Below are 25,203 nucleotides of genomic sequence, written 5' to 3' on the forward strand. Positions count from 1 at the left end.
ACGACCGGCTGCTGAGCCCGGTCGACGGCCGCGACCGCCGGACCCGGAAAGGCCACGGCGCACGAGGCCGACCATCACCGTCACCGACCAGGACGATGAGTGGGACACCGGTAAGGTCCCCGGCCGCAGGATGTCGCCGCCCGGCGAACCGGAGGACATGCCCATCGACGAGGCATGCCGCGAGCTTCGCCTGCCGGCGTTCCGCGGGCGGTTCATCGACCCCGGGCACCGCACGGCGCGAGCAGGCCACCTACAAGCGGTTCCTGCCGGACCTGCCGCAGGTCGAAGTCGCCGCCCGGGACCTTCGCCGCCGGCGGCGGCTGCCAGAGCGTCGACGCACCGTGGTCGTCGCTCCCTCCTCCTGTGACAATCACCCGGTGAAGGAAGCCCCGACCTCGCCGGCACCCGTCGTCGTTCTCGGCATAGACGACCTCCGTCCCCTCCCCCGGGCCACGCGGATCGCCCGCACCGGCCGCGAGGGCGTCCGGCTTCTGGAGGAGCACCGCGACAGCTTCATCGACGAGCTGTGGCTCGACCACGATCTCGGTGGCGACGACACCATCATGCCGGTGGTGACCCTCCTGGAAGAGGCCGCCTTCAACGGACGGCCCTTTCAGATCGGAGCCGTCCTCGTGCACAGCGCCAACCCCGTCGGTGCCGCAACGGTCGTCAGGTCACTCGCCCGCTGGAGCTACCGTGTCCGGCGGGCGACGGCCTGGGTGTTAGGTGTATTGACCACGGGCATTGCCGACAGTGATCTCGATCCGACGTGCGGGCAGGGTGGACGCGTCAGCGTGTCGAGGTCGACGGGGTGCTCGACTGCGGGGGTGCCCGGCCGCGACCGTCCTTACCGGTGGGAGTGCTCGGCCGGCTCGGGATCGTGGTCGGCGGCCCAACTGGCCAGGATGCGCAAGGCGTCTTCGGAGTCGCTGCCCGGTTCGGTGCCGTAGGCGAAGAGGATGAGGCCGTCGGCGGGCAGGTCGAGGGATTCGTAGGTGAGGTGGAGGGTGCCGACGACGGGGTGGTGGATGTGTTTGGCGCCCTGGTGGTGCTGGCGGACGTCGTGGCCGGCCCAGCGGGTGCGGAATTCGTCGCTGCGGGTGGACAGCTCACCGATGAGGTCGGTGAGGTCCTGGTCGTAGGGGGTGCGGCCCGCCTGGGCGTGCAGGAGGGCGACGAGGCTGTCAGCGGCACGTTCCCAGTCACCCCAGAACCGGCGGGAGCGGGGGTCGAGGAATATGAACCGGCCGTGGTTGGGGGTGGCGCCCCGGGCAGCTTCGATCATGGGGGCGTACAGGGCGCGGCCGAGGGCGTTGGCGGCCAGGACGTCACCGCGGCCGTTGAGGAGGAACGCCGGGCAGGTCATGGAGTCCAGGAGGCGTCGCACGTTCGGCCGTACCGTGGCGGTGGCCGGGCGGCGTCGGTGCCGGCGCCCTGGGCCGGCGGTGCGGGCGAGGTCGTCCAGGTGGGTGCGGTCGTCCTCGTTCAGCCGCAGAGCCCGGGCGAGGGCGTCGAGGACCTGGCCGGAGACTCCGGACAGATCGCCGCGTTCCAGTCGTGCGTAGTACTCGACGCTGATCCCGGCGAGCTGGGCGACTTCGGCGCGGCGCAGTCCCGGCACCCGGCGGGTGCCGTAGGCGGGTAGCCCCGCCTGCTGCGGGCTGATCCTGGCACGGCGGGAGGTCAGGAATTCCCGGGTCTCGGCTGCATGGTCCACAGTGTCCAGGTTAGGGCGCTCTTCCCGGCTCAGGGGTGTACTGCCAGTACACCTTTCACCAGTGGCTTCTCCTCGGCTCGAAAGTTACGTTCTCATAGCAGAAAGGAAATACCGGGAGATTTCGGTAGAGAACACAAAGAGGGAGAGACTCTGATGACGGATATCTCGGAAATGGTCAAGGGGCTGGCCAAGGGCATGAGCAGCCCGGTCCGCGCGCCGATCCTGCACACACCGGACGAGTACGGGATGGCGTACGAGGACGTCACGTTCCCGTCCCAGGACGGTACGCCTCTGGAGGCCTGGTGGATCCCCGCGCCGGGCTCGGACAAACTGGTCATCGCCAACCACCCGATGCAACTGAACCGCTACGGCGTCCCCTCGCACCTGCCGCGGTGGGCTGTGCCCGGCGGCAACGACATCGAGGTCAACTACATGCGGGAGTACCGGTACCTGCATGATGCCGGCTACAACGTGCTGACCTATGACGCGCGCAACTTCGGTCAGAGCGGCGAGGCCAACGGCGGCATCTTCACCTGGGGCCGGTTCGAATCCCGCGACGTGGTCGGTTCGCTGGCCTACGTCAAGTCCCGCCCCGACACGGCCGGCATGACACTGGGCCTGCTCAGCCGGTGCATGGGCGGCAACGCCACCTACATGGCGTTGACGCGGCACCCCGAACTCTTCGCCGACGTGCGGTGCATCGTCAACCCGCAGCCGATCTCGATGCGCGCCATGGTGGAGCGCAACCTTGAGATGATGGGGGCCACCGACCAGTTCGACGCCGTCGACCGGGAGTTCAAGCTGATCACCAGCTTCACGATCGACCAGGTGTCGCCGATCGAGTATGCCAGGAACTGCCGGATCCCGACCTTCATCATCCAGGTCCGCGACGACGTGCTGACCAAGTCCTCCGACGTGCAGGCGATCTTCGACGCGATTCCCACCGCTGACAAGAAGCTGTTCTGGATCGAAGGCAGCACCCGGCGCTGGGACGGCTACAACTACTTCTCCGAGCACCCGGAGCAGATGATCGAGTGGTTCGACAAGCACATGAGCTGAACCCGGCTAGGACTCGGTCGACGTCGTGTCGTCGGGAGACGCCGGACGGGAACGCGGGCCAGCCCCTGCTCCGGTGGCGCGCGGCGCGGACCACCCTGCGCGAGCCGCCCGGCCTCCCTCGGCGAACAGCGCCGTGGGCGGGGCGGACAACGCCCCGGACCCGCCCTAACCGAGTGCCGGCGGGTGCTCGGCCGGACGGCGTCCCCAGGCCGAGATCAGCGGCGCGAGTGTCAGGTCGAGTTCGCCCGCGTGGACGGCGGCCAGGTGCGCGTCGATCTCGGCGTCGTCGGCCAGGCCGGCCGCGAGCAGCTCGCCGCGCACGTGCCGGATGGTCGCCGCCTCCAACCGGTCGCAGGCCGGCCCGCCGACCGGGAAGGTGCCCGCCGCGGCGACATCCACCAGGCCGGCCTCACGCAAGGCCCGCGGCAGGGTCCGGCCGTAGCGCAGGTCCGCGCCGCGGCGCGCCAGCAGCTCCCGGACCGCGTCACGCAGCCGGTTGGCCCGCCGCTGCGCGGAGCCGCTGTCGTCCAGGCACGCCAGCGGCTGCAGAGCGGTGTCGGCGTCCTCGACCAGCAGCCGGCCGCCGGGCCGCAGCGCTGCCGCCATCGTGGCCAGCGCCCTCGCCCGGTCGGGTACGTGGACCAGTACGAGCCGGGCGTGCACCAGATCGAACGTCCCCGGCTCCGGCGGCGGGTCGGCGGCGACGTCGTGCCGGCGCACCTCGTACCCGTCGCCGGTCTCCAGCCACGACGGGTCGATGTCCGTGGCCAGCACGTGCCCGGTCGGACCGACGGCCGCCGCGAGCGCCCGAGGGATACCGGGGCCACCGGCCCCCACTTCCCAGCAGCGCCAGCCGGCACCGACCCCCAGCCGGTCGAAGTGCCCGCGCGTCACACCGTCGAACAGCTCGGCCAGCCAGACGAACCGCTCGCCCGCCTCGGCGCGCGCGTTGTCCAGCAGGTACCCGCGGGCGGAAGCGGACTCTCCACCGGGCCCAGTGGTCCCGTCGGTCGGATCCGGTCGGCCACCGGCGTGCGGCGGGCGGGGCGAGGAAGTCATGACCACATGGTCGACCTTCCTCGGTCGCCGGCGCCACCTTCCCCGACCAGAACCACTTCATCCGTGAGTTCCCGCACTTCACCGGTCGGCGCCCGGCCGCACTGGTAGGCCGGGGACTGTCGCATTCTCTGCCATGAGCCGCCGCGCGGTCCCGGCCAGGCTGGGCACCGACCTGTGAACGGCGGCGGCATCGCCCAGGCGTCGTGTCGGCGTAATTCCCCAGGTGCCGGCCTGGCCGGTGCAGCGCCTGGGGCCCCGTCCGAGCGGAGCTGGATGAAGCTCCGCGGTGTGATCCTGCTGCTGCAGCATGCGTCGGCCCCACCCCGGGGATGGTCATCCATCCGCCAGAGCGGGGCCTTTGTGCGGGCCGGACCGGGCGGTGCGTCAGAAACGCGTGGGGCCGCGCCCGGCCGGGGCCGCCGGCCTCGACGCAGGCGCCCGGGTCCGCCCGGCGGGCCCGCGTAGGTCGGCCCGCCCGGGCGGCCGGGTCGCGGTGGCGCTGGGCCCACTCCGCTCGGCTCTCGGATCAGTACAGGTAGACGACGCCCTGATAGTCCGAGACGTTCCCCGACTCGGTGACCTTGACCGCGACGTTGAAGCCGCCGTTCGGCACGTCGCACCACTTCTCGAAGGTGTCGTAGGTGGTGTTGTAGTCGTTGTCGGAGAACCAGTCGTACGACGACCCCTCAGCACCCGGATACTGCCCGCACTGCGAGGTGACCTGGAACCACGCGCGCTCGTCCGTCCTGCCGCGCTGGATCACGTTGTAGCTCATCTTCAGGTAGTTCGCGTTGACCACGTAGGCGCACATCGAGATCCGCGCACCGTACCGGGTGTCCAGCTCCGCGCAGCGCTGCCCGTCCGCGTGCGCCGCACCCGCACCGAACCCCACGACACCGGCCGCGGCCAAGCCGAGCGCCGCGCCCGTGCCGGCGAGCCGCTTGATCCTGCTCTTCATCGTCTCTCCTCGATCACTCGGTCACTCGGTCACTCGATCAGCGGGCAGCGGTCAGTGGTAGACCGGGAAGTAGCTGTTGCTGTCCTGCACGCCGGACTCCGTGGTGTACACCTCGACGGAGCGGATGTAGCCCCCGGTGAGGCTGCCGCAGGTGTAGCCCAGGCTCCAGCTGGGCTCCTGCACGTCGTTGCCGGAGAAGTACTTCTCGCCGCAGCTCGACTCGACCTTGAACCAGACGCGCTCATCGGTGCTCCCAGCCGTCACCACGCTGTAGCTCATGCCCACCCAGCCCGGGTAGCCGTCCTGGTGCGCGCACGCGCGGATCACCGCGTGGTAGCGAGTGCCGACGTTGGTACAGCCGTCGGCGTGAGCCGCAGTGGCGGTCAGACCGACCAGGCCGGCCGCGGCCAGGCCCACGGCCGCCGTGCTCGCGCTGAGACGCTTCGCCGCGCTCACCAGGTCACCCCCACGCCGCCGACCGAGTTGTTGCGGCCGGACTCCGATATCCAGCCGGTGATGCCGCCGACCTGGCCCGCGCACACCACCTCGAAGTACTTCGACGGCTCGCTGTAGTCGTTCCCCGACACGTCGGTGTAGGTGCCGCTCCCGCAGCCCGGCGTGTACGAGGTGAACCAGACACGCTCGTCGGTGGATCCGCGCCGGATCACGTTGTAGTGCATCGTGACGTCCCACAAGTTGACGCGGTAGATGCACATGTTGATCCGCGCCCCGTAGTAGCTGTCGAGCTCCTGGCAGTTGTCGGCGGCGTGCGCGCTCGTGCTGCCGAGCCCGACCAGTCCGGCCGTCGCCAGGCCCAGGGCCGCGCCGGTCGTGGCCAGGCGCTTGGTCAGTCGCATGGTTCTCCCGTCCGCCCCCGACAGCCCCGGGGGCACCGAGGGGAGAGTCTGGTGCAACCGGTTATGAGCACGCATCACATCCGCCGCAAGAGGTAACCATGATTCCGTTCAAGGGTGCCCACAGGGTCTTTTGAGGGGCCATGGCCCTTTCGCGCCCATTTCTGTCGACCATGGCGCCGAGTTCCAGTCCGCCTTCCACTGGCACGTGCTCGACAGGGGCATCGCCCACACCTACATCAAGCCGGCGTCCCCGCACCTCAACGGCAAGGTCGAACGCTCACACCGCGTCGACGCGGAGGAATTCCACCGCATCCTCGCCGGTTTTGCCGTCGACGACACCGGCGTCCTCCACGACAACTCCGAGAATGGGAGGACTCCCACAAGTTTCACCGCCCACACGGCGCCCTCGGCGGCCAGACCCCGCTATGAACGCCTCAAGCAGAAGATCCGGACCCGGATGTAACCAAGTTCCGGCAGATGCGGAGCTAGATCCGGAAACGGATGCGTTTCATCTCTTTCGAGACCACTTGACGCGACCTCGAAAACCGGCCGTTCTCGGGACGCCGGTCCCCTGCCGCGATCCGGTGGCCCAGACTCGGCGCATGAGTGACTACGAGGCACGCCTGGCCGTAGCCATGAAGGTCTGCGGCAAGTGGCTGAAGAGGGCGCCGATCTGGCGGGGGACCGAGCAGGAGCTCCTGGCGGAAGGCCAGGACGACAGAACCCACTGGGCGGGTATGCGCCCGAGGGCCGAGATGCTGAAGGTGTGGATCGAGGAGTTCGACTCCTTCGTGGCCGAGTGCGCACCCGCTGCCCTGCCCTACGGCTACGACAAGGGCCGTGTTCGGTTCCGCACCGGCATGGATATGAGCGAGGTGAAGTCCGTACGGAGGATTCCGCATGAAAACGTGTTCACCAAAGGCAATAGTGACGGCGATTTCTACGAGTGGTACACGGGATCCGTGTACCGAATGGATCGGTCCGGCTCGCTCATCGTCGTCCGCTGGAAGTTCGACAGGCAGGGCAGCTGGGGGTGAGGCCGACGGCATCGTTCTTCGACATCAGCACGCTCGGACAGCGAAACACCTGCAGTCCGCCGTGAGCACTCCGCCTTGGCGGGAGACATGAGGGCGCCCCGGCCCCGGCAGGCGTATTCGATCTTGTAAGCGCGGGCCGACGGATCCGCTGCCGCGCTACCGACAACAGGCCGTCATCTGACAGGAAAAGCTCCGCCGCGAGCGAGCCGCCTGCCCGCGCCGACGCCGCCCTTTCAAGGCGGTAGCACGGGTTCGGCAGGCTCCTGCGGGTGCGGGGAGGACCTGGCCGCCGGCCTCCTGACCGCCATGCACTACGGCTGACCCTCGCGGGTGCGGGGAGGACGGGGAGGCTCCGGCGGAGTCGAGCAGGACCTGCTGATGAGGCTCTCTGAATCTGGCCGGTGTTGCTCCAGCTCCTCAGTTCTTTGAGGGGTGAACGGTCTGGGGAGTGGGGTGAGCGTTTGACCCTTTTCTGCTGATCAGATTGGCGAGAGCATGGCCTGATGAAGGAATCGCCGGAAGCGGCCTGGGACTTTGAGCTGGACAACTCAGCAGGGATTGACCAGGCCTATGGCCGTGATGAGCACGTGGGCTTGGTGGCCCTGGTCTCGGCGGCTCGGGGTAGTGGGCTCGCGCGCTTCTATCCGTTCACCAGCATGGGCCGACTGTGTTTCAGCACGGGGCCGCGGTGGTGGATGGGCGACGGGGAGCCGGTTCCGGCGTTCGTGACGGTGAACCCAGAAGACGGCTATGTCGTCTGGCGCGGGAGTCCCTATGTCCATCCGGCCGAGGTGGCGTTGGTGACTCGCTCAGCCATCGAGGCCGTTGCCGGGCTTGAACGAGTGCTGGGACTGCACGACTCCGTCTGATGACGACTGCGATGTCGTGGGGAACCCGCAGCGCGGGCGCCCCACGACGGCTGCCAGGTCAGACCCTGCGCAGGGGGATGACGTCGGTGGTTGGTTGCGGGATGGTCGGGCGGGCGGCTTCCGGGGTGGCCAGCAGCGCGACGATGGTGATGGGCTGGTCGCAGTGCGGGCAGTTGCGGATCGCGGTGGGCGCGAGCGTGTCGCCGGTGCGGGGCCGAGGCGGCGGCGGGAGAGCGGGCATGGCGGGGCCGGCGGCGACCGCGGGCCGGTTGGGCAGGGGTTCGCCGAGGCGGCGGGCCCGTCGTTCGTCGCGCTCGCGGTCGCGGGTCTTCTCCGCGTCGCGGCGGCAGAGCGGCGAGCAGTAGACCTGGCGGACCCGGGCCTCGTGGGTGAACTCGCTTCCGCAGTTCGGGCAGTTCTTGACCACCGGCGGGGGCGGCGCGGGGCGGCGGGCGAGGTCGGCGCATCGCGGCGAGCAGAAGATCTGTCGGGTTCCGGGAGCGGGGTCGAACTCCGTGTCGCAGTGGCGGCAGTAGCGGGGCAGGCGGCCGGCGGCGTCGGTGAGCGGGTCGGCTTCAGGAGACACGGGCGTTCACTCCCCGGCGGAGGGTCTCGGCGTGGTCCTGGTGGGAGCGCATCCGGTAGGACGGTCCGTCGATGCCGACGACGGCGGCGCGGTGCAGGAGACGGTCGAGCATGGCCGCGGCGACGGTGGCATCCCCGAAGGCGCCGGCCCAGTCGGCGATGCCGACGTTGGTCGTCAGGATGGTGCTGGACTTCAGATACCGCTGGTTGATCACCTGGAACAGGGCAGAGGCCCCGTCCCCGGGCAGCGGGAGGTAGCCGAGCTCGTCGATCACGAGGAGCCTGGGCCCGGCGAAGAACCGCATGCAGGTCGACCAGCGGCCCTCGATGGCGGCCTTGTGGCACTTGGCGGCGAGCTCGGCGGCGGTGGGACGCGGTGGCCGGCCTCGACCGCCGAGCGGGCGAGCGCGATGGCCAGCATGGTCTTGCCGACACCCGGCGGTCCGACGAACAGGACGTTGGAGGTGTTGTCGAGGAACCTGAGGGTGGCCAGGTCCCGGATCAGCTTCTCGTCGACTCCCGGTTGGGCGGCGAAGTCGAAGTCGTTCAGCGTCCAGGGCTCGGGCAGGCAGGCGAAGCGCATCCGGGAGACCAGCTTGCGGGCCTCGGTCGCCTCCACCTCGATCTCCAGCAGCCGCTCCAGCGCCGTGGTCAGGGACATCCGCTCGGCGCGGGCCTGGTCGAGGATCCTGGGCAGGGCCTCGACCGCGTTGTTCAGCTTCAGGTAGGACAGGTGGGCCCGCAGCTGCTGGTAGCGGCGTGCCTCGCTCATCGGGACGGGTTCGCTCAACTCTCTTTCTCCTTATCCTCGTTGCCGGGTGCCGTCCGCAGCCGGGCGGCGACGTCGGCGTAGGTGGACAGGTCGATGACGACCCTGGCCGCGGGGTCGGCCGTCCTGCCCTGGCCTCGTAGGGCCTCGGCCAGGGCCTGGGGCGAGAGCGGCCGGCGGACTTTGCCGCGGCAGGGCGGGGCGTCGCTGAATGCCTCCAGCACCGCCCGTTCCAGGGCGACGACGTGCCCGGCGTCGCGGACGGTCTGGCCGCAGCCCCGCGGGGCCATCTCGTGGCGGGCGATGACCGCCCCGCCCGCGGTGGCGATCGACAGGAACGGCTCGTCCAGGCGCCAGCGGACCGAGACGATAGCGCCCGGCAGGCCCGGCGGGACCGAGTAGAAGTTGCCGCGGAACGGGACCAGGGCCTGCGCGGTCACGACACGGTCGGCGGTGGCCTGGGCCGGGAACGGGGCGAGGGGCAGTTCCAGCAGCGGTTCAGCCTCCGCGAGGTCGCCGACCGTGGTGCGGACGCCCTCGATCGCGCGCCCGCGACCGTCCATCCGGACGGCGAGTCTGTCGATCCCGCCCTGCGCGGCCTCGACACTGATGCCGTCCGCAACCGTGCGCCACCAGCGTTGCGCGGCCGAGTGGTTGGCCTTCTCGACCACGCCCTTGCGGTTGCCCCGCCTTGGCGGGCAGATGTCGACACCCACCCCGTAGTACTTCGCGACGCCCGTGAACGCGGCGGTCAGCTTGCCACTGGCCGGGTTGCAGACCGTCGCCATGCGGTCGAAGCGCCACCGCCGTCCGGTGCCGTGCATCCTCCGAAGGACCTGGTCCAGCGCCTCGACCAGGTGGGGGAAGTCCTTGCTCTCGGCCAGCACCCCGCGCCATCGTCCCGAGTGTGCGAGCGCACCGACCAGCAGGTGGGCGTTCGCCCCGACGCCCCAGTGCCCGGGTGGGTCGGGCAGCTCCAACCAGTCGAACTGGACCTCCTCGCCCGGCGGGTGCTCGATGATCGAGCTGTCCCGCCTCGCGCCGCGGTGGCATGGCCCGCAGTGCGGCCTGACCTGGTGCTTGCGCAGGGCCCGGGTGAACGTCGAGTAGCCACCGCGGTAGCCGAGATCGATGACCTCGTCGAACAGCGTGGTCGCCCACAGGTGCGGATCGTCCGCCAGCCGCTGCCGGCAGTAGGGCAGGAACGGCACGAACTCATCCAGGGCAGGGGCCCGGACGCCGGCGACGCGCTCCCCGGCCAGGTAGGCGCGGATCGTCTTGCGATCCCGGCCCAGATGCCGCGCGATCGCCGAGATCGACCATCCCTGCCGACGCAGCGCGTGCGCGTCCACGTCTTCCTCCCTGGTGAGCATCAAGGCCCCCGAACAGCCCGAACTCCATGCGCACGCAGGCTTTCCACCCGGCCACGAACTATCCCGACACGCCGAGCAGGGTCATACGAAGGATGGGGAGATCAACTGAGCATGTTTGGCCCCCACTTGAGTAGCACCTGAGGAACTTTGCAGAGCGTCATCACTGCGGCTGACCCCCGCGGGTGCGGGGAGGACACGGGGGTGTTGCGCGCCGACGTGCGGCGCTTCGGCTGACCCCCGCCTGCGCGGGGAGGACCCGCCCCCGGCCACTGTCTGTACCGCGAGTGCGGCTGACTCCCGCTTGTGCGGGGACGGCTGTCCCCCGGCACGGTCCGCGATTGCGGACAGCCGACCGGCAGTGAGGATCGGGGGAAGGCGGGAGGCAGCCGACCCGGCGCGAGCCGTGCGGAAACAGCTGAAGGAGCTTCATGAGGGGCTCGCTTCAGCATGCTCGGTCGTTCAGCTCGAGGAACTGGCATCGGGTCGAGACGGCACGGTCACTGGGTGCGGCGAATGGAATCGGCCATGTCCTCGCCATTCGCGGTTTACCGCGATTGTGCCTGTCACACTCGGGTCCGGCGGCAGGAGGTCTGTCGTCGGTATCGGGGGTGCGGGATGGCTGGGCGTTCCGGTAAGTACTACCGTGCGGGTCACTGGGTGAACCGTCCGACGGGCGGGGGCAAGACGGCGGTGAAGCCGCTGACGGGCGCAGGTGTTCTGGGCCTGATCGCCATGGTTGTCGTACTGATGCTGATCTCGGATGGCTCCGGAGGTTCTGGAGCCGCCACCGTCCAGAGCCCTGGTACTTCGCCCTCGTCCCTCGGCCCCAGCCCGTCTGCCTCCAGCCGATGAGTTCGTACAGCTGCCGCTAAGAGGAACTAACAGAACGGCGCGGTGCCCATGTCTGTTCGTCCGTCGGCTCGTTGAGTGGGAGTGGGGAAGAGAGCACCGTGGTTGGTGTCAGACGACCTGTGGGGCCGGATCGAGCCGCTGCTGCCGGCGCGGCAGCAGCGGCTCCGCAGGATTGGCCGCCCGCCGCTGGATGACCGGGGCTGCCTGCAGGGGATCCTGTTCGTGCTGCACACGGGCATCCAGTGGGAGTGGCTGCCGCAGGAGCTCGGCTTTGGGTCCGGGATGACGTGCTGGCGCCGGCTGCGGGACTGGCACCAGGCCGGGGTGTGGGACCGGCTGCACCAGGTGCTGCTGGCCGAGCTGCACCGCGCCGGCGAGCTGGACTGGTCGCGGGCGGTGATCGACGGCTCGCACCACCAGGCCCGTCGCGGCGGCCCAAAACGGGACCGAGCCCGGTCGACCGCGCCCGACCGGGCTCGAAGCACCACGTGATCACCGACGGCCGGGGGACACCGCTGGCCATCACCCTGACCGGCGGCAACCGCCACGACGTCACCCAGCTCCTGCCGCTTCTGGACGCGATCCCGCGCATCCGCGGGAAGACCGGTCGGCCACGCCACCGGCCGAAGAAGTTGTTCGCCGACCGCGGCTACGACTACGACAAGTACCGCCGCCTGCTCTGGAAGAGGGGCATCAAGCCGGTCATCGCCCGTAGAGGAGTGCCGCACGGCTCCGGGCTCGGAGCCGTGCGGTGGGTCGTCGAGCGAACGAACGCCTGGATCCACGGCTTCCGACGCCTGCGAATCCGCTGGGACATCCGCGACGACATCCACGAGGCCTTCCTCAAACTGGCCTGCTGCGTGATCACATACCGACGTGTCCAGGCCTTGTGTTAGCTCCTCTAAGGACGATTCGCTCGTCGCGGACTGAACCGGGTACGCCACCCCCGGTCCATCGGCGGCGTTCCCTTCTCGCTCTCCTGCTCCGTCTCGTCAGGCCGCATCACGGTATTCGCCTTGATTCGCTCCCAGACGGCCTGCCAGCGTCGCACATGGTCGGCCGGCAGCCCGCACGCGTGAAGGAAGATCTCCGGGCTCTTCCACGATCGCGGCAGGGTCCTGCGGTTCAGGAGAGAACTGATAGCGCTGGGAGAGAGCGAGGGCCGGGCGTTGTCGCTGACGGCTTGTACGCTGCGCCCGCTGATCGCCCGAACATGCCCGAGCGCCTCGATGAACTCCTCGGCGGTCTCGAGCGCGTCGGGGTCAGGCCAGCGGACGCCGTCCTGGAGCGCCGCTGCCGCCGCTACCGCCGTCGAGGTCCAGGGTTTATAGGCATGGTTGCGTCCCAGCAGCAGGCGGCCTGCGGTGTTGCGGTCACGCTTCTGCGGCAGCGGTCGGCCCTTCGCCCCCAACGCGGACCGCAGCTGCCGGTAGACCGACTCCAGATCCAGCCAGGCTTCGCCGTCCTCGATCCCGTTCCCCAGGACCTCGAGCAACTCGCCGGTGAACGCGGTGTACCGTTCCCCGGGCGGTGCCAGCGCCAGTCCGGTCTCCGGGGCGGCAGCCAGCAGGTAACTGCCGTCGATCTGAGCCTGGTCGGCCATCGAGGCGCCCATCGTCCCCAGAGCGCGCCCGCTGAAGCAGCAGTCGAGAATGATCACATGACGCCGCGCGCGCCCGGACATGATCGCGTCGCGCAGCATCGCGTACGGTACCCCCGTGTAACTGCGGCCCTGCTGCGACCCGGGAAGGCCGAGGAACAACTCGCCACGGCCATCGGTCAGGCCGTGGCCGGCGAAGTACACCAGAAGGGTGTCCCGCGCCGTCCCTGCTCCCTCCGCCACCGGCTCCAGTACGTCCTGAGGGTTCGCCGGTTCCGCGACCACCGCACAGTGCTCCGGCGCCAGCCCCCATGACCCGGAGCCCGTCAACACGTCCGCCAGGGCGGGCAGGTTGTTCGCCACCGCAGGCAACGCCTCCAAGCCCATGTACTGTGCCACCCCGACCAGCACCGCACGTGAGGCCGCCGCCTCCGGGAGCCCCTTCACGCCGCGTCGTCCTCTCCGCCGTCGGGGGTCTGCCGCGACAACAGCTCGATCACCTGCTGTATCTCCGCATCCGTCCCCTCTGTCAGGGCCACCTCGACGCCGCCGTGCCGGACGACGACCCGGGGCGGCCGCGGCCGGGTCTGTCGCCACGTGACCACCGCCATCACGAACGACGCGGCACTCCACCCGTTCTCGGTCACGACCTGCAGCGTGTCCAGCCAACCGCCCATGGCCCCCGAAGGCGCGGGCTGCTCCACGAGTGAGAGCGTCGCCGAACCACGCACCTCGGGAGCCTGGCCCAACCACGCGTGCAAGGAGCGGAGCTCGGTCTCCTGGTCGTCCTCGCTAACCTTCATCATGACGTGCACTGAAGCCTCCTCGGCTATGCCCACACGGGTGGACTACGGCATTCGACGCGCATCCTGCCCAGGTTGAGACCCGTTCATCTGTGAAGGGCGACCGTCATCCCAACTGATCGGCGACGGCGTGTGAGCCGTCGGGCGTCTCGTTCGGAACATCTCCGGGCAGACCGCCCGCCATCCGCTCCGGCGTGATTGTCAGAGCGCCTGGCTAGTGTGCCCGCCATGGACAAGCGACTGTTGGTCGAGGAACTCTCCGGTGCCTGGAATGACACCCGGTCGGCTCGCGATGCGCTCGTCGAACGGGGAGAGGAGATCGTCGCGGCAGTGCTGGAGCTGCTCTGCGACGAGCGGTCACCGGTCGACTGGGCCGCCTCGGCAGACGTCCTGTGCCGGATCGGGGAGCCCGCTTTCCTGCCCTTGGCGCAGGCCTCCGCAGCGGCGGACTCACCCGAGGTCGCCCGGAGGATCGGGTGGGCACTGGGGATGCTGAAGGTCTCTACCGCTGGCTGACGAAGCCCGAGCGCAAGCTCGCGACCGGCAGCACGCTGGGCGGCCTCGCCGGAACCGACGAAGACCTCGACGACTACATCGAGCACGCCGACCGGAGCTTGCGCGCCTTCGTCGCGCAGACGGAGGACAAGGGCGTCCGCTTCGGCCTGCTGTACACGGCCTGCCACGGCGCACTGGCCTGCCCGCAGTGGTGGGGCCACCCCTCCTGGCCCGCGCGAGTCGACCGATTCACCGCGGTTCTCGACCACCCCGACGACCCCCACTGGGGTCCCGACGCCCAGTATCGCGAGAGACTGCCACCCGAGCCGCCCATCCTGCACGACCGCAGCGCCCTGCGCGCCAGGCTCCTCAAGGCGCCATGGGAGCTCGACGACGCCACCACCGACTGGATCACCAGCGCGGGCATCGGCTACCTGACGCCGCCCACCGACACCTGAACCGGCCTCGAGCCCGCCCCCTCAGCCGCGGAGTGCACTGCGGACCGTTGCCTACGACGCCGAGTCCGGGCGTGATCGGACCCCCGCCGTATCTGTCTCCGGCGGACGGGCTGACCATCCGTGCCGCTCCCGCGGCCCGCGCCGATTGCCGTCGCCCACCGCACGCCGTATCGGGCCGACGCCACTGCGCCGATCACGAAAGTCCGGCTGCCGCCGGACCCGGGCCGTGACGAGATCACCATGACCGCCGCGCAGAAGCCGGAGGCCGTGCGCGAGCGTGCAGCCCAGCCGTCCACTGTCCACCTCGGCATGCCGGACTTCCGCCGGGACGCCGGACGAAGCTGCACCGAACCAGAACACTGAGCGCCGACAGTGTCCGCCCAGTGCTACACGGGGCGAAGAACAGGGTCGATCTCGGCCAGGATGTCGTGCAGCTGACGAGCCCCCATAGCCACGCGGTCGTCAGTGTCCCGCAACATCTCCTCGCACAGCTGCATCGCGTTGTCCCGGTCTGCGGAGAAGATGCTGAACACATCGAGGACTGCGGTATGGATCCAATCGCTGTGATTTGGGTCGGCGACTGCCAGCGCTGACGCGACTACCGCCAACCCGATCCTGTCCTTTCGCCGGAGCACGACTCCCGCGGTCACCCGGGTGACGAAGGTGTCACCTGGGTCGAGCACGAGCTCCAACAGTGGCCCGAGGGCCTCCTGCATCTCGGCGAGGCGTGCCAGGCCGTGGCCGGCATCCGCCCGGTCACGGTAGTCGTGGCTTCGCCCGAGTTCTCGGAGCGCCACGACAGCTTTATGCCGCCGGTCTCTGTCCACTGCTTACCCGCCCCTTCCGCGATTTCCGGTCAAGCCCAGAGACGGACCACGCCGTCGGCGAGCCGCAAGAACTGGCGGGCACCCGGGTGCGACCGCATCGCCGAAGCCACGGGGGAAGGCTGGCTCGGCGAAGTCGAAGGCCTCGAAACCAGCCTCGCCAGCGCCAACGACAAGCTCGTCCAGATGGACACCGTCACAGCCCGCACGGCTTCGGCGGTCTCTCTCGGGATGCCCACCTTCAACCAGATCGGGGACGCACCACCGACACCCGGCACCGTTCGCCACTTCATGAGCGACGGATCAAGCGTCCCAAGGCCCGCACCATGCGTCGATCGCTTCTCTGGAGCTGTCCGCCCACGCGGTCGCGGTCCCGCGCGTATGCGGAAGCGCATCGACCCAGCGTTCCCAGAGGCCGTCCGGAGAAACGAATCGCTCGGCGTGACTTGTGCCCAGCTGGGAATCCAGCCTTATGAGAGCTCCAAGGGCGGGTCCCTGGTCATACCGGCATTCCAGCTGCGGAAGATAACGGTCCAAATAGGACGCTAGTATCTCCGCGTCATCCTGGCTGCCGAACCGGGCAAGCGCAAAGCAGTAGCCCTGACCTGCATAGGTGAGTTCACTGGCCAGCAGGAGGCGTCCGATGCGTTCACGCCACTCAACCCGCCGTGCCACACCGACCAACCACGCAGCGGTCAGTCGGGCACGCCATTCGTACCCGAGGAGTGCCCTGATCTCCTGGTCGCTCGCCTGGAGGGAGTCAGCTTGCAGCGAGTCTACGAAGGCGGCCCGCGCCTCCTCCCCAAGGTGGAGGAAACTACCTCCTAGCAGTTCGAGGTATCGCTGTTCACCAGCGACATACCGGACTACGACATGCCCCTGGCCAACTTCCTGAGGATGCTGCACGCTCATCGCCGCATCATGACCTACCCAGGAGACAACCCCCACAAGCGGGGTCCCACGAGCTACGGTCCGTAGTTCAGAGAATCCGAGACGCTGGTCACCTGGGCCGCGATGACCCTCATGGCCAGGCGAATCACCCGATGCCAGTCTCGCGGGCCCAGGCAACTGGCCTCCGGCAAGCCCAGCGGGGCTGATCATTCCCACGGTCACCGCAGACACCCCTCGGCCCGGAGCGGCCCGAACCGCTGGCCCGGACTCCCAGAGTGTGTTGCAAAGTCCGGTGATCTTGTAGTTGCGCTGTTCAGGCGATGCCCAGGAGGTCGAGCGGGCGGGTGAACGGCTCGTAGGAGACGTGCCGGATGCCAGCCGCTATGTTGCGGTGTCCAGCGGCGCGGAGGGCGTTGATCGCCAGGTTGCGCAAGGTCGCCATGTTCTCGGGTCCATGGCCGGTGCGGATCTTCGAGGCGTCCTCGGCGAAGGTGGTGTCGCGGACGAAGTGCAGCCGGTTCTCGATGGTCCACTGCGACCTGGCGAGTTGGCCCAGGCGCTGGGGCGAGGCCTGATGCGAGGTCAGGTCCGTGATCGCGCAGACGGTCTGGCGGCTGACGACACCGGTCTTGAGATTCGTGCGGTAACGCAGGATGCGCACGGCCTGGGCGGCGTGCGGGAAGTCCAGGCCGAGGTCGGTCACGGTGAGGGCTCTAGTCGCCCGGGTTTCCCGGCGGCCGTGGCCGATCTCGCGGTCGTAGCGGCGGGCGGTGACGTCCTTCCACGGCAGCGATCGCAGCCGGCGGTGCAGCTCGGGCTGGTTGGCCTTGACCACCAGCAGGTAGTGCGCCTTCTTCTCCTCCACCAGGAAGCACGCGTACGCGCGCTGGGTGTGCAGGGCATCGGCCGTGACCGTGACCCCCGTCAGGTCGAAGGGCGCCAGTAGCGCGGCGAAGCAGGCGATCTCATTGGTCTTGTCGGGCACCCGCAGTTGGGTCACGGTCCGGCCGTCGCCGGTCATCGCGGCCAGCAGGTGGGCCGCGGGCGTCTGGCCGCGTCGGGAGCCGCGGGCGGTCTTGCCGTCGATCGCCACCGAGTCCGAGCCGGCAGGGGCAGCGCCGGTCAGATCGGCCAGACCACCGGGACACACCAGACCGACAACCCGCCGAATCGTGGCGGCACTCGGCGCGACGCGTACGCTCAACGCCCCCGCGACCCGGGCACCCAGGCGGGCCAGGGCATGCTGTGGCGCGTTCGCGGACCACTGGCCGATGGCCGTATATGAGCGTGCTCCGGCGACCACTGCCGAGGCGGCAACCAGCAGCACCGCCACGAACGGGTGACGCACCCCTCGGCGCCGACGCGGATCCTGCAGCAGCCGCAACCGCTCCACCAGCGACAACCCCGCCATGCCCTCCAGGGTGGGCGACTTGACCACACAGACGGTGGCAGACTGACGACACATCGAAGCTCCGGCGGTACGAGGCGACTTGGGAAGGTCACCGTTCAACCGGAGCTTCGTCGCGTTTGTGACGGCCTGGCCCGACCCCCCTTGGACCGCCGCGACCTACGGACTCACGTGATCACCGGACTTTGAAATGCCGCTCGGTTGACAATTGGCGAGAGCCGGGATGCATCCGAGCGATCGGCTCCGCGGTCAGTCCCTGACCGCTCGGTCAGGCTTCGGTGGGTCGCGCGTCACTCGGCGTCGGGCCCGGCGAGGGGTGGACGGCTTCACGCTCGGTGGCGGCTTGGTGGAGGAGCATCACCTGGTAGCCGCCGACCCGCTCGGGTTCCTGACCGGTGAACCGGGCGACCACGGTGCCGTCGGGTGTGGTGAGGGTGCGGCTCGTGCCCGGTTGGTGGTACTCGCTCCCCGGGTAGGCCGGGTAGGCCGGGTAGTCCTCGCTGGTGATGGTGACGTCCGACCAGCGGATGGGGCGCATGGTGTGGCCACTGCCGATCACGAGGCCGTCTTCGAAGCAGTGGAGGCGCTCCAGGCGGCCTCCTCGGCGTCGCTCCAGGCGGCCTCCTCGGCGTCGCTCGAAGCGGGGCCAGAAGGCGGGGCCGGCCATGCCCAGTCCCATGAACAGCCCACAGGTGAGGAGTACCCCGTCGGACCAGAGCGGGCCACCGAGGACCAGCGCGCAGCTGGAGGCCCCGAGGAACAACAGGCCCATCGTCATGAGGAACCCGTCGCCGACTGTGGACTTCGGGACCGCGAAGCCCCGGTAACGGCCCAGGCCGCCGGCGGCTCCCACTGCCAGCGCCGCCTCGTGTTCGCTCACGCGCCCCTCCCCGCCTCCACGGCCCACCCCCGTCGTGCGGGGTCCCGCCCCTTCCTGGGGAGACGACGGGGAACGAGTGGGGGTTCCGCGACCGACGTGGCGCGTCCCGCCGCGGAGGTGGATTCCTCCACCGCCGTGCGTCCAGGCACCGGCCCGGTGGCGCGCAGCAGGCTCTACGCTACGGGACAGCGGCAGGACGCGACCGGGGGCGACGTGAGTACGCAGAAGGGCATGGCCGAGTGGGGCTATGAGCTGTTCATGGAGCGGTGGCGTGAGCGGCGCTATGGCCTCGCTCGGGAGGGTGATGCCGGAAAGGGCGTCCTCCCGGGCGGGTTCGAACCGTGTTTGGTGACCCTGTTCCGGTTGCTGGCGTCACGGGACGCGGATGGTGCCCGCGAGCCCGTTCCGTTGTGGCATCTGAGGGCACTCGCCCGGACCGGTCACCTCGCGCGTGCGGCCGAGCTGGCGTTCACGATCAGCGACGAGCCGAAGCAGGGCGAAGCGCTGCTGGCGCTGGTGGAGGAGGCGGCCGGTGCGGGAGACCTGCTCGGGGCCCAGGCGCTGGTCGACTCGATCCGTGTGAGGGACTGCCACGATCGTGCCCTGGTCGCGCTGGTGCCGGCGTGGGCCAGGGCCGGTGAACTCGACCGGGCCCTCGCGCTGGCGGAGCGGGTCCGCTATCCGCACAACTGGGGCATCACCTGGGCCCTCCTGGCGAAAGCGCTGGCGGACATCGGGGACTTCCGCGGCGCGCTCGACTTCGCCGACCGCGCCGTGGGCAGTGCGTCCTCACGGGTGCTTACCCTCCTTCTCGACGTGGCCACCGCGGCCGGCGACCACGTCCGGGCCGGTGACCTCGTCGACCGTCTGGAGGACTTCGCCCGACTCCACGGACCCGCCGCTCGGGAGCACGACCCGGCCGGGCCGCGACCGCTGACGGCGATCCTGGTCCCCGAGGTCGGCCGCGGCGACCTGGATCGGCTCGACGCCCTCCTGCGCCGTCCGGGAACATCGCCCCTCTACCCCGCAGTCATGGTCGACGTGCTGGAGGCGGCTGCCGAGACCGCCGAAGCGGACGTGGTCCTCGCGCTGGTGGAGCGGACGCAGACACTGCTCGACGCCTGCAGCCCCACTTCCTGGCACGCCGACGACCTGCGGGCGGCGGCGGCGCGGATGCTGGCCCGGCACGGTCAGGTCGAGTGGGCCATGGCCTTTGCCGACGCGATGAACGCCCCCCACCGCCGTGCGGGTTGGCAGGCGGAGATCGTCGGGGAGCTGGCCCGCGGCGGGGACACGGGCCGGGCCGAGACGCTCGCCCACGCGATCACTGACCGACGGGCACGAGCCAGAGCACTGATCGCCGTGGTCGAGGAGTTGGCCCGGCGCGGGGAGACGGACCGAGCCCAGGCGCTCACCCGGGCGATCACCGACCTGTGGGCGCGCGGGCACGCACTGGTCCCCGTGGTCGAGGAGTTGGCCCGGCGCGGGGAGACGGGGAGGGCCGAGGCGCTCGCCGACACGATCGCCTTCCGCGAGACACGGGACCGCGCGCTGTTCGTCGTCGCGGGGCTGGCCGCGCCGTCCGACGCCCGCAGGCTCGCCGCACGACTCGCCGCGCTCGGCGGCTGGTACGGGATCACCGGTCTCGTGGAACAGTTGGCACCCCAGGGGATAACGGCGGTCACCGATGCCTTGACCGCGTGACCCGTGACGGCGTAACGGTGGACCCCCGGGACCGGTGACCCTGGGCCGCGGCAGGAGAGCGCCTCGCACGCTCCTGGGCATCGCCTGACCAGCGCAACTACAAGATCACCGGACTTTGCAACACCCCTGCCCGGACTCCACCCTCCCATAGCCGCTACCGGCCCGTCAGCAGAACCACCGGCGCTCAGAGGTCGTCGCCGTCCGAGCCTTCAGCGTGGTCCGTGCGGCGGCCAGGGGCCGACGAGCAGCCGCTCGGCCTCCGCGACCACCGCTCGGGCGGGCTCCTCGGGTGTGTGGTGCTGCCTCGTCTCCCAGTCGTTGCAGTCGTTGACCAGGTCGACCAGCGGTCGCAGTGCCCGGGGCCGGGCTAGCATGCCCCACCCGTCGGAGGCGATCACCCCGCCGCCAGCTGCGGGTGCCATGCCTCCGGTCACGATCAGACGGAGCCACCAGCGGACGAGCTCCCAGCGGGCCGACTCCCATGGGATGTCGGTGTCGTCGATAGGGAGGCTTGAGGCAATGCCCAGCTCGGTCAGCACCTGCTCGAAGAGCGCGGAGGCCTGTTCGTACTCGCCGTGCGACAGGCCGGCGAGCAGCGGTAGGGACGGCGCTTCGACGTCGAGCGCCTTTGCGGTCAAGCCGGCCTGGACCAGCTGGTCCTCGTAGACCTGGCGGCCGATCAGGCGCTCCAGCGCCAGCATCCGCAGGTGCTCGACCGCCTCTTGCGCGGTGGTGGCGTACGGGTCGTGCGGCGTGGTGGCTTTAATCACCAGTCGTGGTTCTGGCTCAATTTCCGGGCTCTGTCGCTGATCGAGGGGTCCGTGCCGACCAGGAACGGGTGGTGGGCATGACCTCGACGTGATGGACGCGGCGGGTGTGGCTGACCTTCTCTTCCCGGGGATCGGCGTGGAGGTCGAGGAGACGGTTCTCGGGGATGACGAGGTTCGTCTCGCCTTGCGGTCGGCGGCTGTGTCGGCCACCTGTCCCGGGTGTGGGCGGAGATCGTCGCGGCTGCACTGCCACTACACGCGGCGACTTGCGGACCGTCCGATAGCCGGCCGACGGGTGCGCCTGGAGCTGCGGGCGCGTCGTCTCGTGTGCGGGAACGACCGGTGCGGGCGGCGGACGTTCGCCGAGCAGATCCAGGATCTGACGGCCCGGCACACGCGCCGCACGACCGCCCTCACCGCTCAGCTCACCGACATCGCCCTGTTCCTGGGCGGACGAGCCGGAGCCCGGCTCTCCGAACGTCTGGCCATCACCACCTGCCGCGACACCCTGCTTCGCCTCATCCGAGCTCTGCCCGTCCCGTCACCGGACCTCGTCCCACATCTGGGCGTGGACGAGTTCGCCGTACGCCGTGGTCGCACCTACGCGACCATCCCCGTCGACATGGACACCCACCGGCCGGTCGATGTCCTCGCCGACCGGACCGCGCACACCTTCGCCGCCTGGCTGCGCGACCATCCCAAGGTGCGGGTCGTCTGCCGGGATCGAGCCGGCGCCTTCCGCGACGGTGCACACGCGGGTGCGCCGCAGGCCCGGCAAATCGCCGACGCCTGGCACCTGCTGCACAACCTTGCCGAGGCCGTCGAGCGCGTCGTCGGCCGCCACCGCGCCGACCTGCGCGAGCCCCTCACCACGAGAGAACACCAGGATGACGTGACCCGTTCCGCGGCCGCCGGCTCGAACGAGCTGGACATCCACGGCAGAGCACGCCCCTTGGTCGCCCGAACCCGTGAACGCCACCAGCAGATCCACGAACGCATCGAACGCGGCGACAGCCTGCGCACCATCGCCCCGGAACTCCACCTCAGTCGCGGCACCGTCCTGCGCTTCGCCCGAGCCGCCGACGTCGAGCAACTCCTCGTCGCCGCGGTCCACCGCCCGAGCGTGGTCGACGACTACCGACGCTACTTGCACCACCGGTGGATGGAGGGGTGCACCAACGCCGCGGCGCTCACCAGGGAGATCCAAGAATTGGGCTACCGCGGTGATGTGAACACCGTCCGGCGGCACCTACGGCCCTACCGCACCGGAGCGATCCCGACAGAGGCCCCACTGCCCCACCTGACCGTCCGCCGCGTCACCGACTGGATCATGCGCCGTCCCGAGCAGCTCGACGACACCACACGCAAGTGCCTTGAGGATCTGTGCGAACGCAACCCCGCGCTGGCCACTACCACCGAGTACGCCCGACGCCTGGCCACCATGGTGCGCGAACGACGCAGCGAGCACCTGGCCCTCGACGTCTGGCTCGCCGACGTCCGCCTCGACGGTCAACCAGAGTTCCGCACCCTGGCCGGCGGGATCCGCCGCGACCACACAGCCGTGCTCGCGGCCCTGACCACGACGTTCACCTCGGGAGCGGTCGAGGGCAACGTGACCAGGATCAAGCTCTTGAAGAGGCAGATGTACGGACGGGCCGACTTCGACCTCCTGCGACGCCGCATCCTCCTGTCACCGTGATCGACCAGAAGAGACCCCTCAATCAGCGACAGAGCCCAGAAGTTGAGCCAGAACCCCAGAAATGACGTCAACCGGTAACTGGGTTCGTCTTCGTCGGACGAGTGCCGGTTTTACACCTCGGCCGATGATCAGGGCTGGTCCGCGATCCGTTGGCTGAGCTGTTCGAGGAACCCCTGCAGGCTGGCAGCAGCGAGGTCGAAGTCGTCGAGCGAGGAAGCCGTGGTGGACTTCCAGACCTGCCCGCTGTCGCCGATTGCGAACAGCCGGCCTCCGCCGTCGCTGGCGAATACCAGTGCGATCCATTCGCCGTCGATCGGGGCGGGGCCGTACTCGCGGAAGTGCCCCGCGACCGTCGCGGGTGAGTGGATGAAGTACCCGCTGTCGACATCGGGCAGGGAAGCCTCGCTGACCACCCGGTAGAGCGTGGTCAGGTCGGAGGGGATCGGCGTCAGGTCCACGAGTGCGCTCGTTGCTTGGTGGCTGTCGTCGGTTGCGAGTATCACGGCGTTGTGGCCGGGCGGGAAGCCGTGCGTCGGGAGGAACGACTGCATCAGCTTCGTCAGGGCCGCGTCGGCGTGCTGCCACCAGGATCGAACCCACTCCGCGTCAAGTCGCTCACCTGGCATGTTTCCCCCTCAAATGCGCGTGTGACCCGCCAGCACGAGTCCGGAGGAACATATCGGAGGACCGTCGAGTAGTGCGCGCAACGGTCAGCTGGCCTTCGCCGGTTCCTCGGTCCGTGCCCGGGTCGAGGCGAGCCTGTAGGAGTCGGTGCTGGTCTCGAAGATGGTGCCGTTGAAGGTCAGGCGGTCGACGATGGCCGCGCAGAGGCGGGGTCGGTGAAGGTCTTGGTCCAGCCAAATGGGGCTGGCACTTGTTCGCTGCGGTGCATCCGCCCTGCGGCCCGGTGCCTCTGGGCCCAGCAAGCTGGGCAGTGCTTCAACGCTGCCTGGCTCACCGTGAGGACCAGAACACCGAGAACCCCCACGTGATCTCCACCCGCACCACGGCACCCCTTCCCGGCATCCTCCTGACGCGCGCGCCCACTCGGCGGGCGCCGGGACCGATGACCCCTCAGCAGGTGCCCTCGCAGCACCGGAACCGTGAAACTCCGACCTCCGGGGCGCGGTCGCCGTGCTGCCGGAGTGGTTCGGGCTACGCCGAGGAGCCGCAGCCGGCCGCCGCGTGCCGGAAGGTGCGCCGCTCAGCCGTCCCGTCGCCCAGGTCGTCTGGTCCGGGCGGTAGCGGGTCGGGTTGTCTGCGGAGGCTGGCACGATCGGCCGGATACTTGGATCCCCTCCAGGCCGGCGGTGCCGGGCCCGGAGACGTTGTCGTGGGGGTGTTGTGGGGGCGTGGGAGTACGGTCCGGCCGAGCTGGCGGTGATCCGCGCGTTCGTCGACGGGGATCCGCTCGACCAGGCCGGCGGGCCGCTCGACGTGCGGGCGGTGGTGGCGGGCATCCGTCCGGAGGCCAAGGACGGGTTCCTGATCGAGGAGGTGCCCTGGGAGCGTTTCCCGGACGGCACCGACGTCAGGGAGGATCTGGAGCGGTCGCGCTCGGGAGAGGACTGTGCCGTCCGCCGCGCCCTGTCCAGGATCAACGGGTTGTGCGCCAACGACATGAGGGCCGCGGCCGCGCCGGCTGTGCCGTTCCTGGTCCGGTTCGGTACCGACCAGGCGGCCGGCCACCGCGCCGAGGCGCTGACCGTCTCGGGCGAGGTCGCGCGTATGGCGCACCAAGGTGTCTGCAGGCGCGAGGACATGCTGCGCTTCCTCGGCGACGACGAATGGCGCTTCGAGGTCACCGGTTACCCGCAGACCTGGTCGGTGCGGGCCGCTCGCGAGGCGATCACCGCCGACGCCGACCTCCTCCTGCCGGTGCTCGACGACCCGGACCCCGCCGTACGCGTCGGCGCCGCCTACGCGCTGGCGGCCGCCGTCGGCCGTGCCCGGCACATCCTCGCCGCCGTCCACGCCCGCCTGACCGTCGAACACGACCCGGCCGTACGCGCTGGTCTGGTGCTGGCGATCGCACAGCTGGCCCGCGCGCACCGGGACCTGCCGACCACGGCCTGGATGCGGACCCGCTGGGCGGACCCCGACCGGCCGCCCGAGGTCCGAGTGAGCGCCGCACTGGGCTGGCTGTGCCTCACGGACGAGCCGGTCCCGGACGACCTGCGCACCGCCGTCGACGACCTCGCCACCTCCGACCTCGCCGAACTCCTGGAACCCCTGCCCTGGATGCAAGCGGCCTCCTCGGCCACGGCGACCGGCCTGCGACGGTGCGTGCACGCCATGCTCCACCCGGACATCCCCGACCCCAGTGCCTGCGACGACCCGTGGGCATGACCCGGGCTCTGAACGACAGCGTGGTGCTCAGCCGGGATATGACTGGCGGGTCCGCCGCGCGCCGAGGCCTTCGAGGTCTACCGGGCCCGCGTCCGGCACCTGGACGAGGGCGACCGGCCCATCCCCGCCGGGGCCATGGCGGTCGTCACCGCGGGGGCCGGGCGGGCGTGGACCGGGAGCCGTTCCG

27 protein-coding genes and 2 pseudogenes are annotated in these 25,203 nt (G+C 69.9%); 11 read left to right on the top strand and 18 right to left on the bottom strand.

Going from position 1 to position 25,203, the window contains the following annotated elements; genetic code table 11:
- Nucleotides 1-95: 95 nt before the first annotated feature.
- Nucleotides 96-950, top strand: coding sequence for a cyclic-phosphate processing receiver domain-containing protein (locus tag IE332_RS42270; RefSeq protein WP_308437629.1), 855 nt, complete (start codon nt 96-98; stop codon nt 948-950).
- Here IE332_RS42270 and IE332_RS31510 read toward each other — a convergent pair.
- Nucleotides 848-1,717, bottom strand: a complete 870-nt coding sequence (locus IE332_RS31510) for a helix-turn-helix domain-containing protein (protein WP_189923115.1) — start codon at nt 1,715-1,717, stop codon at nt 848-850. The two genes, IE332_RS42270 and IE332_RS31510, sit on opposite strands and share 103 nt — an antisense overlap.
- 153 nt (nt 1,718-1,870) lie before the next feature.
- On the opposite strand from IE332_RS31510, the gene IE332_RS31515 reads away from it, so the two are divergent.
- Nucleotides 1,871-2,776, top strand: a complete 906-nt coding sequence (locus IE332_RS31515) for an alpha/beta hydrolase family protein (protein ID WP_189923117.1) — start codon at nt 1,871-1,873, stop codon at nt 2,774-2,776.
- Nucleotides 2,777-2,941: 165 nt separating this feature from the next.
- Here IE332_RS31515 and IE332_RS31520 read toward each other — a convergent pair whose 3' ends face one another.
- From IE332_RS31520 to IE332_RS31535, 4 genes are all read right to left on the bottom strand, one after another.
- Nucleotides 2,942-3,835, bottom strand: coding sequence for a methyltransferase domain-containing protein (locus IE332_RS31520; protein WP_189923120.1), 894 nt, complete (start codon nt 3,833-3,835; stop codon nt 2,942-2,944).
- Between the two features lie 526 nt (nt 3,836-4,361).
- Complete coding sequence (locus IE332_RS31525) at nt 4,362-4,793, bottom strand: hypothetical protein (protein WP_189923122.1); 432 nt, start codon at nt 4,791-4,793, stop codon at nt 4,362-4,364.
- 51 nt (nt 4,794-4,844) lie between these two features.
- Nucleotides 4,845-5,249 carry a hypothetical protein gene (locus IE332_RS31530; protein WP_189923124.1) on the bottom strand — a complete coding sequence of 135 codons (405 nt, stop codon included), beginning with the start codon at nt 5,247-5,249 and terminating at the stop codon, nt 4,845-4,847.
- Nucleotides 5,246-5,650, bottom strand: a complete 405-nt coding sequence (locus tag IE332_RS31535; protein ID WP_189923126.1) for a hypothetical protein — start codon at nt 5,648-5,650, stop codon at nt 5,246-5,248. Before IE332_RS31535 ends, IE332_RS31530 begins: the two co-directional genes overlap by 4 nt.
- Nucleotides 5,651-5,807: 157 nt before the next feature.
- Between IE332_RS31535 and IE332_RS31540 the strand changes: the two are divergent.
- From IE332_RS31540 to IE332_RS31550, 3 genes and pseudogenes are all read left to right on the top strand, one after another.
- Nucleotides 5,808-6,113, top strand: a pseudogene (locus IE332_RS31540) (integrase core domain-containing protein); the annotation flags it as partial.
- A gap of 139 nt (nt 6,114-6,252) precedes the next feature.
- A complete protein-coding gene (locus tag IE332_RS31545) occupies nt 6,253-6,687 on the top strand; it encodes a hypothetical protein (protein ID WP_189923128.1) in 435 nt (144 codons plus the stop codon).
- Nucleotides 6,688-7,190: 503 nt separating this feature from the next.
- Nucleotides 7,191-7,556, top strand: a complete 366-nt coding sequence (locus IE332_RS31550) for a hypothetical protein (protein ID WP_189923130.1) — start codon at nt 7,191-7,193, stop codon at nt 7,554-7,556.
- A gap of 58 nt (nt 7,557-7,614) precedes the next feature.
- Here IE332_RS31550 and IE332_RS31555 read toward each other — a convergent pair whose 3' ends face one another.
- Genes IE332_RS31555 through IE332_RS31565 form a run of 4 tightly spaced genes read right to left on the bottom strand, consistent with a single transcriptional unit; the run spans nt 7,615 to nt 10,283 of the window.
- Nucleotides 7,615-8,142: a hypothetical protein gene (locus tag IE332_RS31555; protein WP_189923132.1), complete on the bottom strand. Its 528-nt coding sequence runs from the start codon at nt 8,140-8,142 to the stop codon at nt 7,615-7,617.
- Nucleotides 8,132-8,446, bottom strand: a complete 315-nt coding sequence (locus IE332_RS42045) for an ATP-binding protein (RefSeq protein WP_505744312.1) — start codon at nt 8,444-8,446, stop codon at nt 8,132-8,134. Before IE332_RS42045 ends, IE332_RS31555 begins: the two co-directional genes overlap by 11 nt.
- Nucleotides 8,413-8,931: an ATP-binding protein gene (locus IE332_RS42050; RefSeq protein WP_268256649.1), complete on the bottom strand. Its 519-nt coding sequence runs from the start codon at nt 8,929-8,931 to the stop codon at nt 8,413-8,415. The genes IE332_RS42045 and IE332_RS42050 overlap by 34 nt, the downstream gene beginning before the upstream one ends.
- Nucleotides 8,928-10,283, bottom strand: a complete 1,356-nt coding sequence (locus tag IE332_RS31565) for a Mu transposase domain-containing protein (RefSeq protein ID WP_189923134.1) — start codon at nt 10,281-10,283, stop codon at nt 8,928-8,930. Before IE332_RS31565 ends, IE332_RS42050 begins: the two co-directional genes overlap by 4 nt.
- Nucleotides 10,284-11,216: 933 nt before the next feature.
- On the opposite strand from IE332_RS31565, the gene IE332_RS31570 reads away from it, so the two are divergent.
- Nucleotides 11,217-12,031 (top strand): IS5 family transposase gene (locus tag IE332_RS31570; protein WP_229929070.1). Its coding sequence is split into 2 segments (ribosomal slippage): nt 11,217-11,571 and nt 11,571-12,031, totalling 816 coding nucleotides; the frame shifts between segments, so codons are not numbered across the junction.
- A 5-nt stretch (nt 12,032-12,036) separates the two neighbouring features.
- Here the strand turns inward: IE332_RS31570 and IE332_RS31575 are convergent.
- Both IE332_RS31575 and IE332_RS31580 read right to left on the bottom strand, forming a co-directional pair.
- Nucleotides 12,037-13,182, bottom strand: coding sequence for a caspase family protein (locus IE332_RS31575; protein WP_189923136.1), 1,146 nt, complete (start codon nt 13,180-13,182; stop codon nt 12,037-12,039).
- Nucleotides 13,179-13,541 carry an effector-associated constant component EACC1 gene (locus tag IE332_RS31580; protein WP_189923234.1) on the bottom strand — a complete coding sequence of 121 codons (363 nt, stop codon included), beginning with the start codon at nt 13,539-13,541 and terminating at the stop codon, nt 13,179-13,181. Before IE332_RS31580 ends, IE332_RS31575 begins: the two co-directional genes overlap by 4 nt.
- A 225-nt stretch (nt 13,542-13,766) precedes the next feature.
- On the opposite strand from IE332_RS31580, the gene IE332_RS31585 reads away from it, so the two are divergent.
- Nucleotides 13,767-14,054, top strand: a complete 288-nt coding sequence (locus IE332_RS31585; protein ID WP_189923138.1) for a hypothetical protein — start codon at nt 13,767-13,769, stop codon at nt 14,052-14,054.
- Nucleotides 14,015-14,491, top strand: a complete 477-nt coding sequence (locus tag IE332_RS31590; protein WP_189923141.1) for a hypothetical protein — start codon at nt 14,015-14,017, stop codon at nt 14,489-14,491. The genes IE332_RS31585 and IE332_RS31590 overlap by 40 nt, the downstream gene beginning before the upstream one ends.
- A gap of 386 nt (nt 14,492-14,877) precedes the next feature.
- Here the strand turns inward: IE332_RS31590 and IE332_RS31595 are convergent, their stop codons facing one another.
- From IE332_RS31595 to IE332_RS31610, 4 genes are all read right to left on the bottom strand, one after another.
- The gene (locus IE332_RS31595; protein WP_189923143.1) at nt 14,878-15,288 is read right to left on the bottom strand and encodes a hypothetical protein; all 411 of its coding nucleotides are present in this window, start codon (nt 15,286-15,288) and stop codon (nt 14,878-14,880) included.
- 330 nt (nt 15,289-15,618) lie between these two features.
- On the bottom strand, nt 15,619-16,227 hold the full coding sequence (locus IE332_RS31600; protein WP_189923145.1) for a DUF6000 family protein: 609 nt from the start codon (nt 16,225-16,227) through the stop codon (nt 15,619-15,621).
- 292 nt (nt 16,228-16,519) lie between these two features.
- Nucleotides 16,520-17,617, bottom strand: coding sequence for an ISAs1 family transposase (locus IE332_RS31605; protein ID WP_189923147.1), 1,098 nt, complete (start codon nt 17,615-17,617; stop codon nt 16,520-16,522).
- Nucleotides 17,618-17,882: 265 nt separating this feature from the next.
- Nucleotides 17,883-18,494, bottom strand: a complete 612-nt coding sequence (locus tag IE332_RS31610) for a hypothetical protein (RefSeq protein WP_189923149.1) — start codon at nt 18,492-18,494, stop codon at nt 17,883-17,885.
- A gap of 231 nt (nt 18,495-18,725) precedes the next feature.
- Here IE332_RS31610 and IE332_RS31615 point away from each other — a divergent pair, with 231 nt between their 5' ends.
- Nucleotides 18,726-20,198 (top strand): hypothetical protein, encoded by a 1,473-nt coding sequence (locus IE332_RS31615; RefSeq protein ID WP_189923151.1) that lies wholly within the window; start codon nt 18,726-18,728, stop codon nt 20,196-20,198.
- Nucleotides 20,199-20,407: 209 nt separating this feature from the next.
- Here the strand turns inward: IE332_RS31615 and IE332_RS31620 are convergent, their stop codons facing one another.
- The gene (locus IE332_RS31620) at nt 20,408-20,968 is read right to left on the bottom strand and encodes a hypothetical protein (RefSeq protein ID WP_189923153.1); all 561 of its coding nucleotides are present in this window, start codon (nt 20,966-20,968) and stop codon (nt 20,408-20,410) included.
- A 91-nt stretch (nt 20,969-21,059) separates the two neighbouring features.
- On the opposite strand from IE332_RS31620, the gene IE332_RS31625 reads away from it, so the two are divergent.
- The gene (locus IE332_RS31625) at nt 21,060-22,667 is read left to right on the top strand and encodes an ISL3 family transposase (protein ID WP_229929077.1); all 1,608 of its coding nucleotides are present in this window, start codon (nt 21,060-21,062) and stop codon (nt 22,665-22,667) included.
- Between the two features lie 128 nt (nt 22,668-22,795).
- Here the strand turns inward: IE332_RS31625 and IE332_RS31630 are convergent, their stop codons facing one another.
- Nucleotides 22,796-23,293 carry an SMI1/KNR4 family protein gene (locus IE332_RS31630; protein WP_189923158.1) on the bottom strand — a complete coding sequence of 166 codons (498 nt, stop codon included), beginning with the start codon at nt 23,291-23,293 and terminating at the stop codon, nt 22,796-22,798.
- A gap of 84 nt (nt 23,294-23,377) precedes the next feature.
- Nucleotides 23,378-23,526: pseudogene (locus IE332_RS41400) on the bottom strand (ATP-binding protein); the annotation flags it as partial.
- 485 nt (nt 23,527-24,011) lie between these two features.
- Here IE332_RS41400 and IE332_RS41405 point away from each other — a divergent pair.
- Complete coding sequence (locus tag IE332_RS41405; RefSeq protein WP_229929071.1) at nt 24,012-25,016, top strand: serine/threonine-protein kinase; 1,005 nt, start codon at nt 24,012-24,014, stop codon at nt 25,014-25,016.
- Nucleotides 25,017-25,203: the final 187 nt, after the last annotated feature.

It is taken from the genome of Kitasatospora xanthocidica (assembly GCF_014656195.1).
Classification (GTDB): Bacteria; Actinomycetota; Actinomycetes; order Streptomycetales; family Streptomycetaceae; genus Kitasatospora; species Kitasatospora xanthocidica.

Excerpts from the sequence above, each read along its gene's own strand:
- IE332_RS31580 (WP_189923234.1), bottom strand. The coding sequence starts at position 13,541 with ATGATGAAGGTTAGCGAGGACGACCAGGAGACCGAGCTCCGCTCCTTG.
- IE332_RS31525 (WP_189923122.1), bottom strand. The coding sequence starts at position 4,793 with ATGAAGAGCAGGATCAAGCGGCTCGCCGGCACGGGCGCGGCGCTCGGC.
- IE332_RS31565 (WP_189923134.1), bottom strand. The coding sequence starts at position 10,283 with ATGCTCACCAGGGAGGAAGACGTGGACGCGCACGCGCTGCGTCGGCAG.
- IE332_RS31545 (WP_189923128.1), top strand. The coding sequence starts at position 6,253 with ATGAGTGACTACGAGGCACGCCTGGCCGTAGCCATGAAGGTCTGCGGC.
- IE332_RS42270 (WP_308437629.1), top strand. The coding sequence starts at position 96 with ATGAGTGGGACACCGGTAAGGTCCCCGGCCGCAGGATGTCGCCGCCCG.
- IE332_RS31600 (WP_189923145.1), bottom strand. The coding sequence starts at position 16,227 with ATGAGCGTGCAGCATCCTCAGGAAGTTGGCCAGGGGCATGTCGTAGTC.
- IE332_RS31615 (WP_189923151.1), top strand. The coding sequence starts at position 18,726 with ATGGCCGAGTGGGGCTATGAGCTGTTCATGGAGCGGTGGCGTGAGCGG.
- IE332_RS42045 (WP_505744312.1), bottom strand. The coding sequence starts at position 8,446 with ATGCGGTTCTTCGCCGGGCCCAGGCTCCTCGTGATCGACGAGCTCGGC.
- IE332_RS31605 (WP_189923147.1), bottom strand. The coding sequence starts at position 17,617 with ATGGCGGGGTTGTCGCTGGTGGAGCGGTTGCGGCTGCTGCAGGATCCG.
- IE332_RS31585 (WP_189923138.1), top strand. The coding sequence starts at position 13,767 with ATGGACAAGCGACTGTTGGTCGAGGAACTCTCCGGTGCCTGGAATGAC.
- IE332_RS31520 (WP_189923120.1), bottom strand. The coding sequence starts at position 3,835 with ATGACTTCCTCGCCCCGCCCGCCGCACGCCGGTGGCCGACCGGATCCG.
- IE332_RS31625 (WP_229929077.1), top strand. The coding sequence starts at position 21,060 with ATGGACGCGGCGGGTGTGGCTGACCTTCTCTTCCCGGGGATCGGCGTG.
- IE332_RS31515 (WP_189923117.1), top strand. The coding sequence starts at position 1,871 with ATGACGGATATCTCGGAAATGGTCAAGGGGCTGGCCAAGGGCATGAGC.
- IE332_RS31535 (WP_189923126.1), bottom strand. The coding sequence starts at position 5,650 with ATGCGACTGACCAAGCGCCTGGCCACGACCGGCGCGGCCCTGGGCCTG.
- IE332_RS31550 (WP_189923130.1), top strand. The coding sequence starts at position 7,191 with ATGAAGGAATCGCCGGAAGCGGCCTGGGACTTTGAGCTGGACAACTCA.
- IE332_RS31630 (WP_189923158.1), bottom strand. The coding sequence starts at position 23,293 with ATGCCAGGTGAGCGACTTGACGCGGAGTGGGTTCGATCCTGGTGGCAG.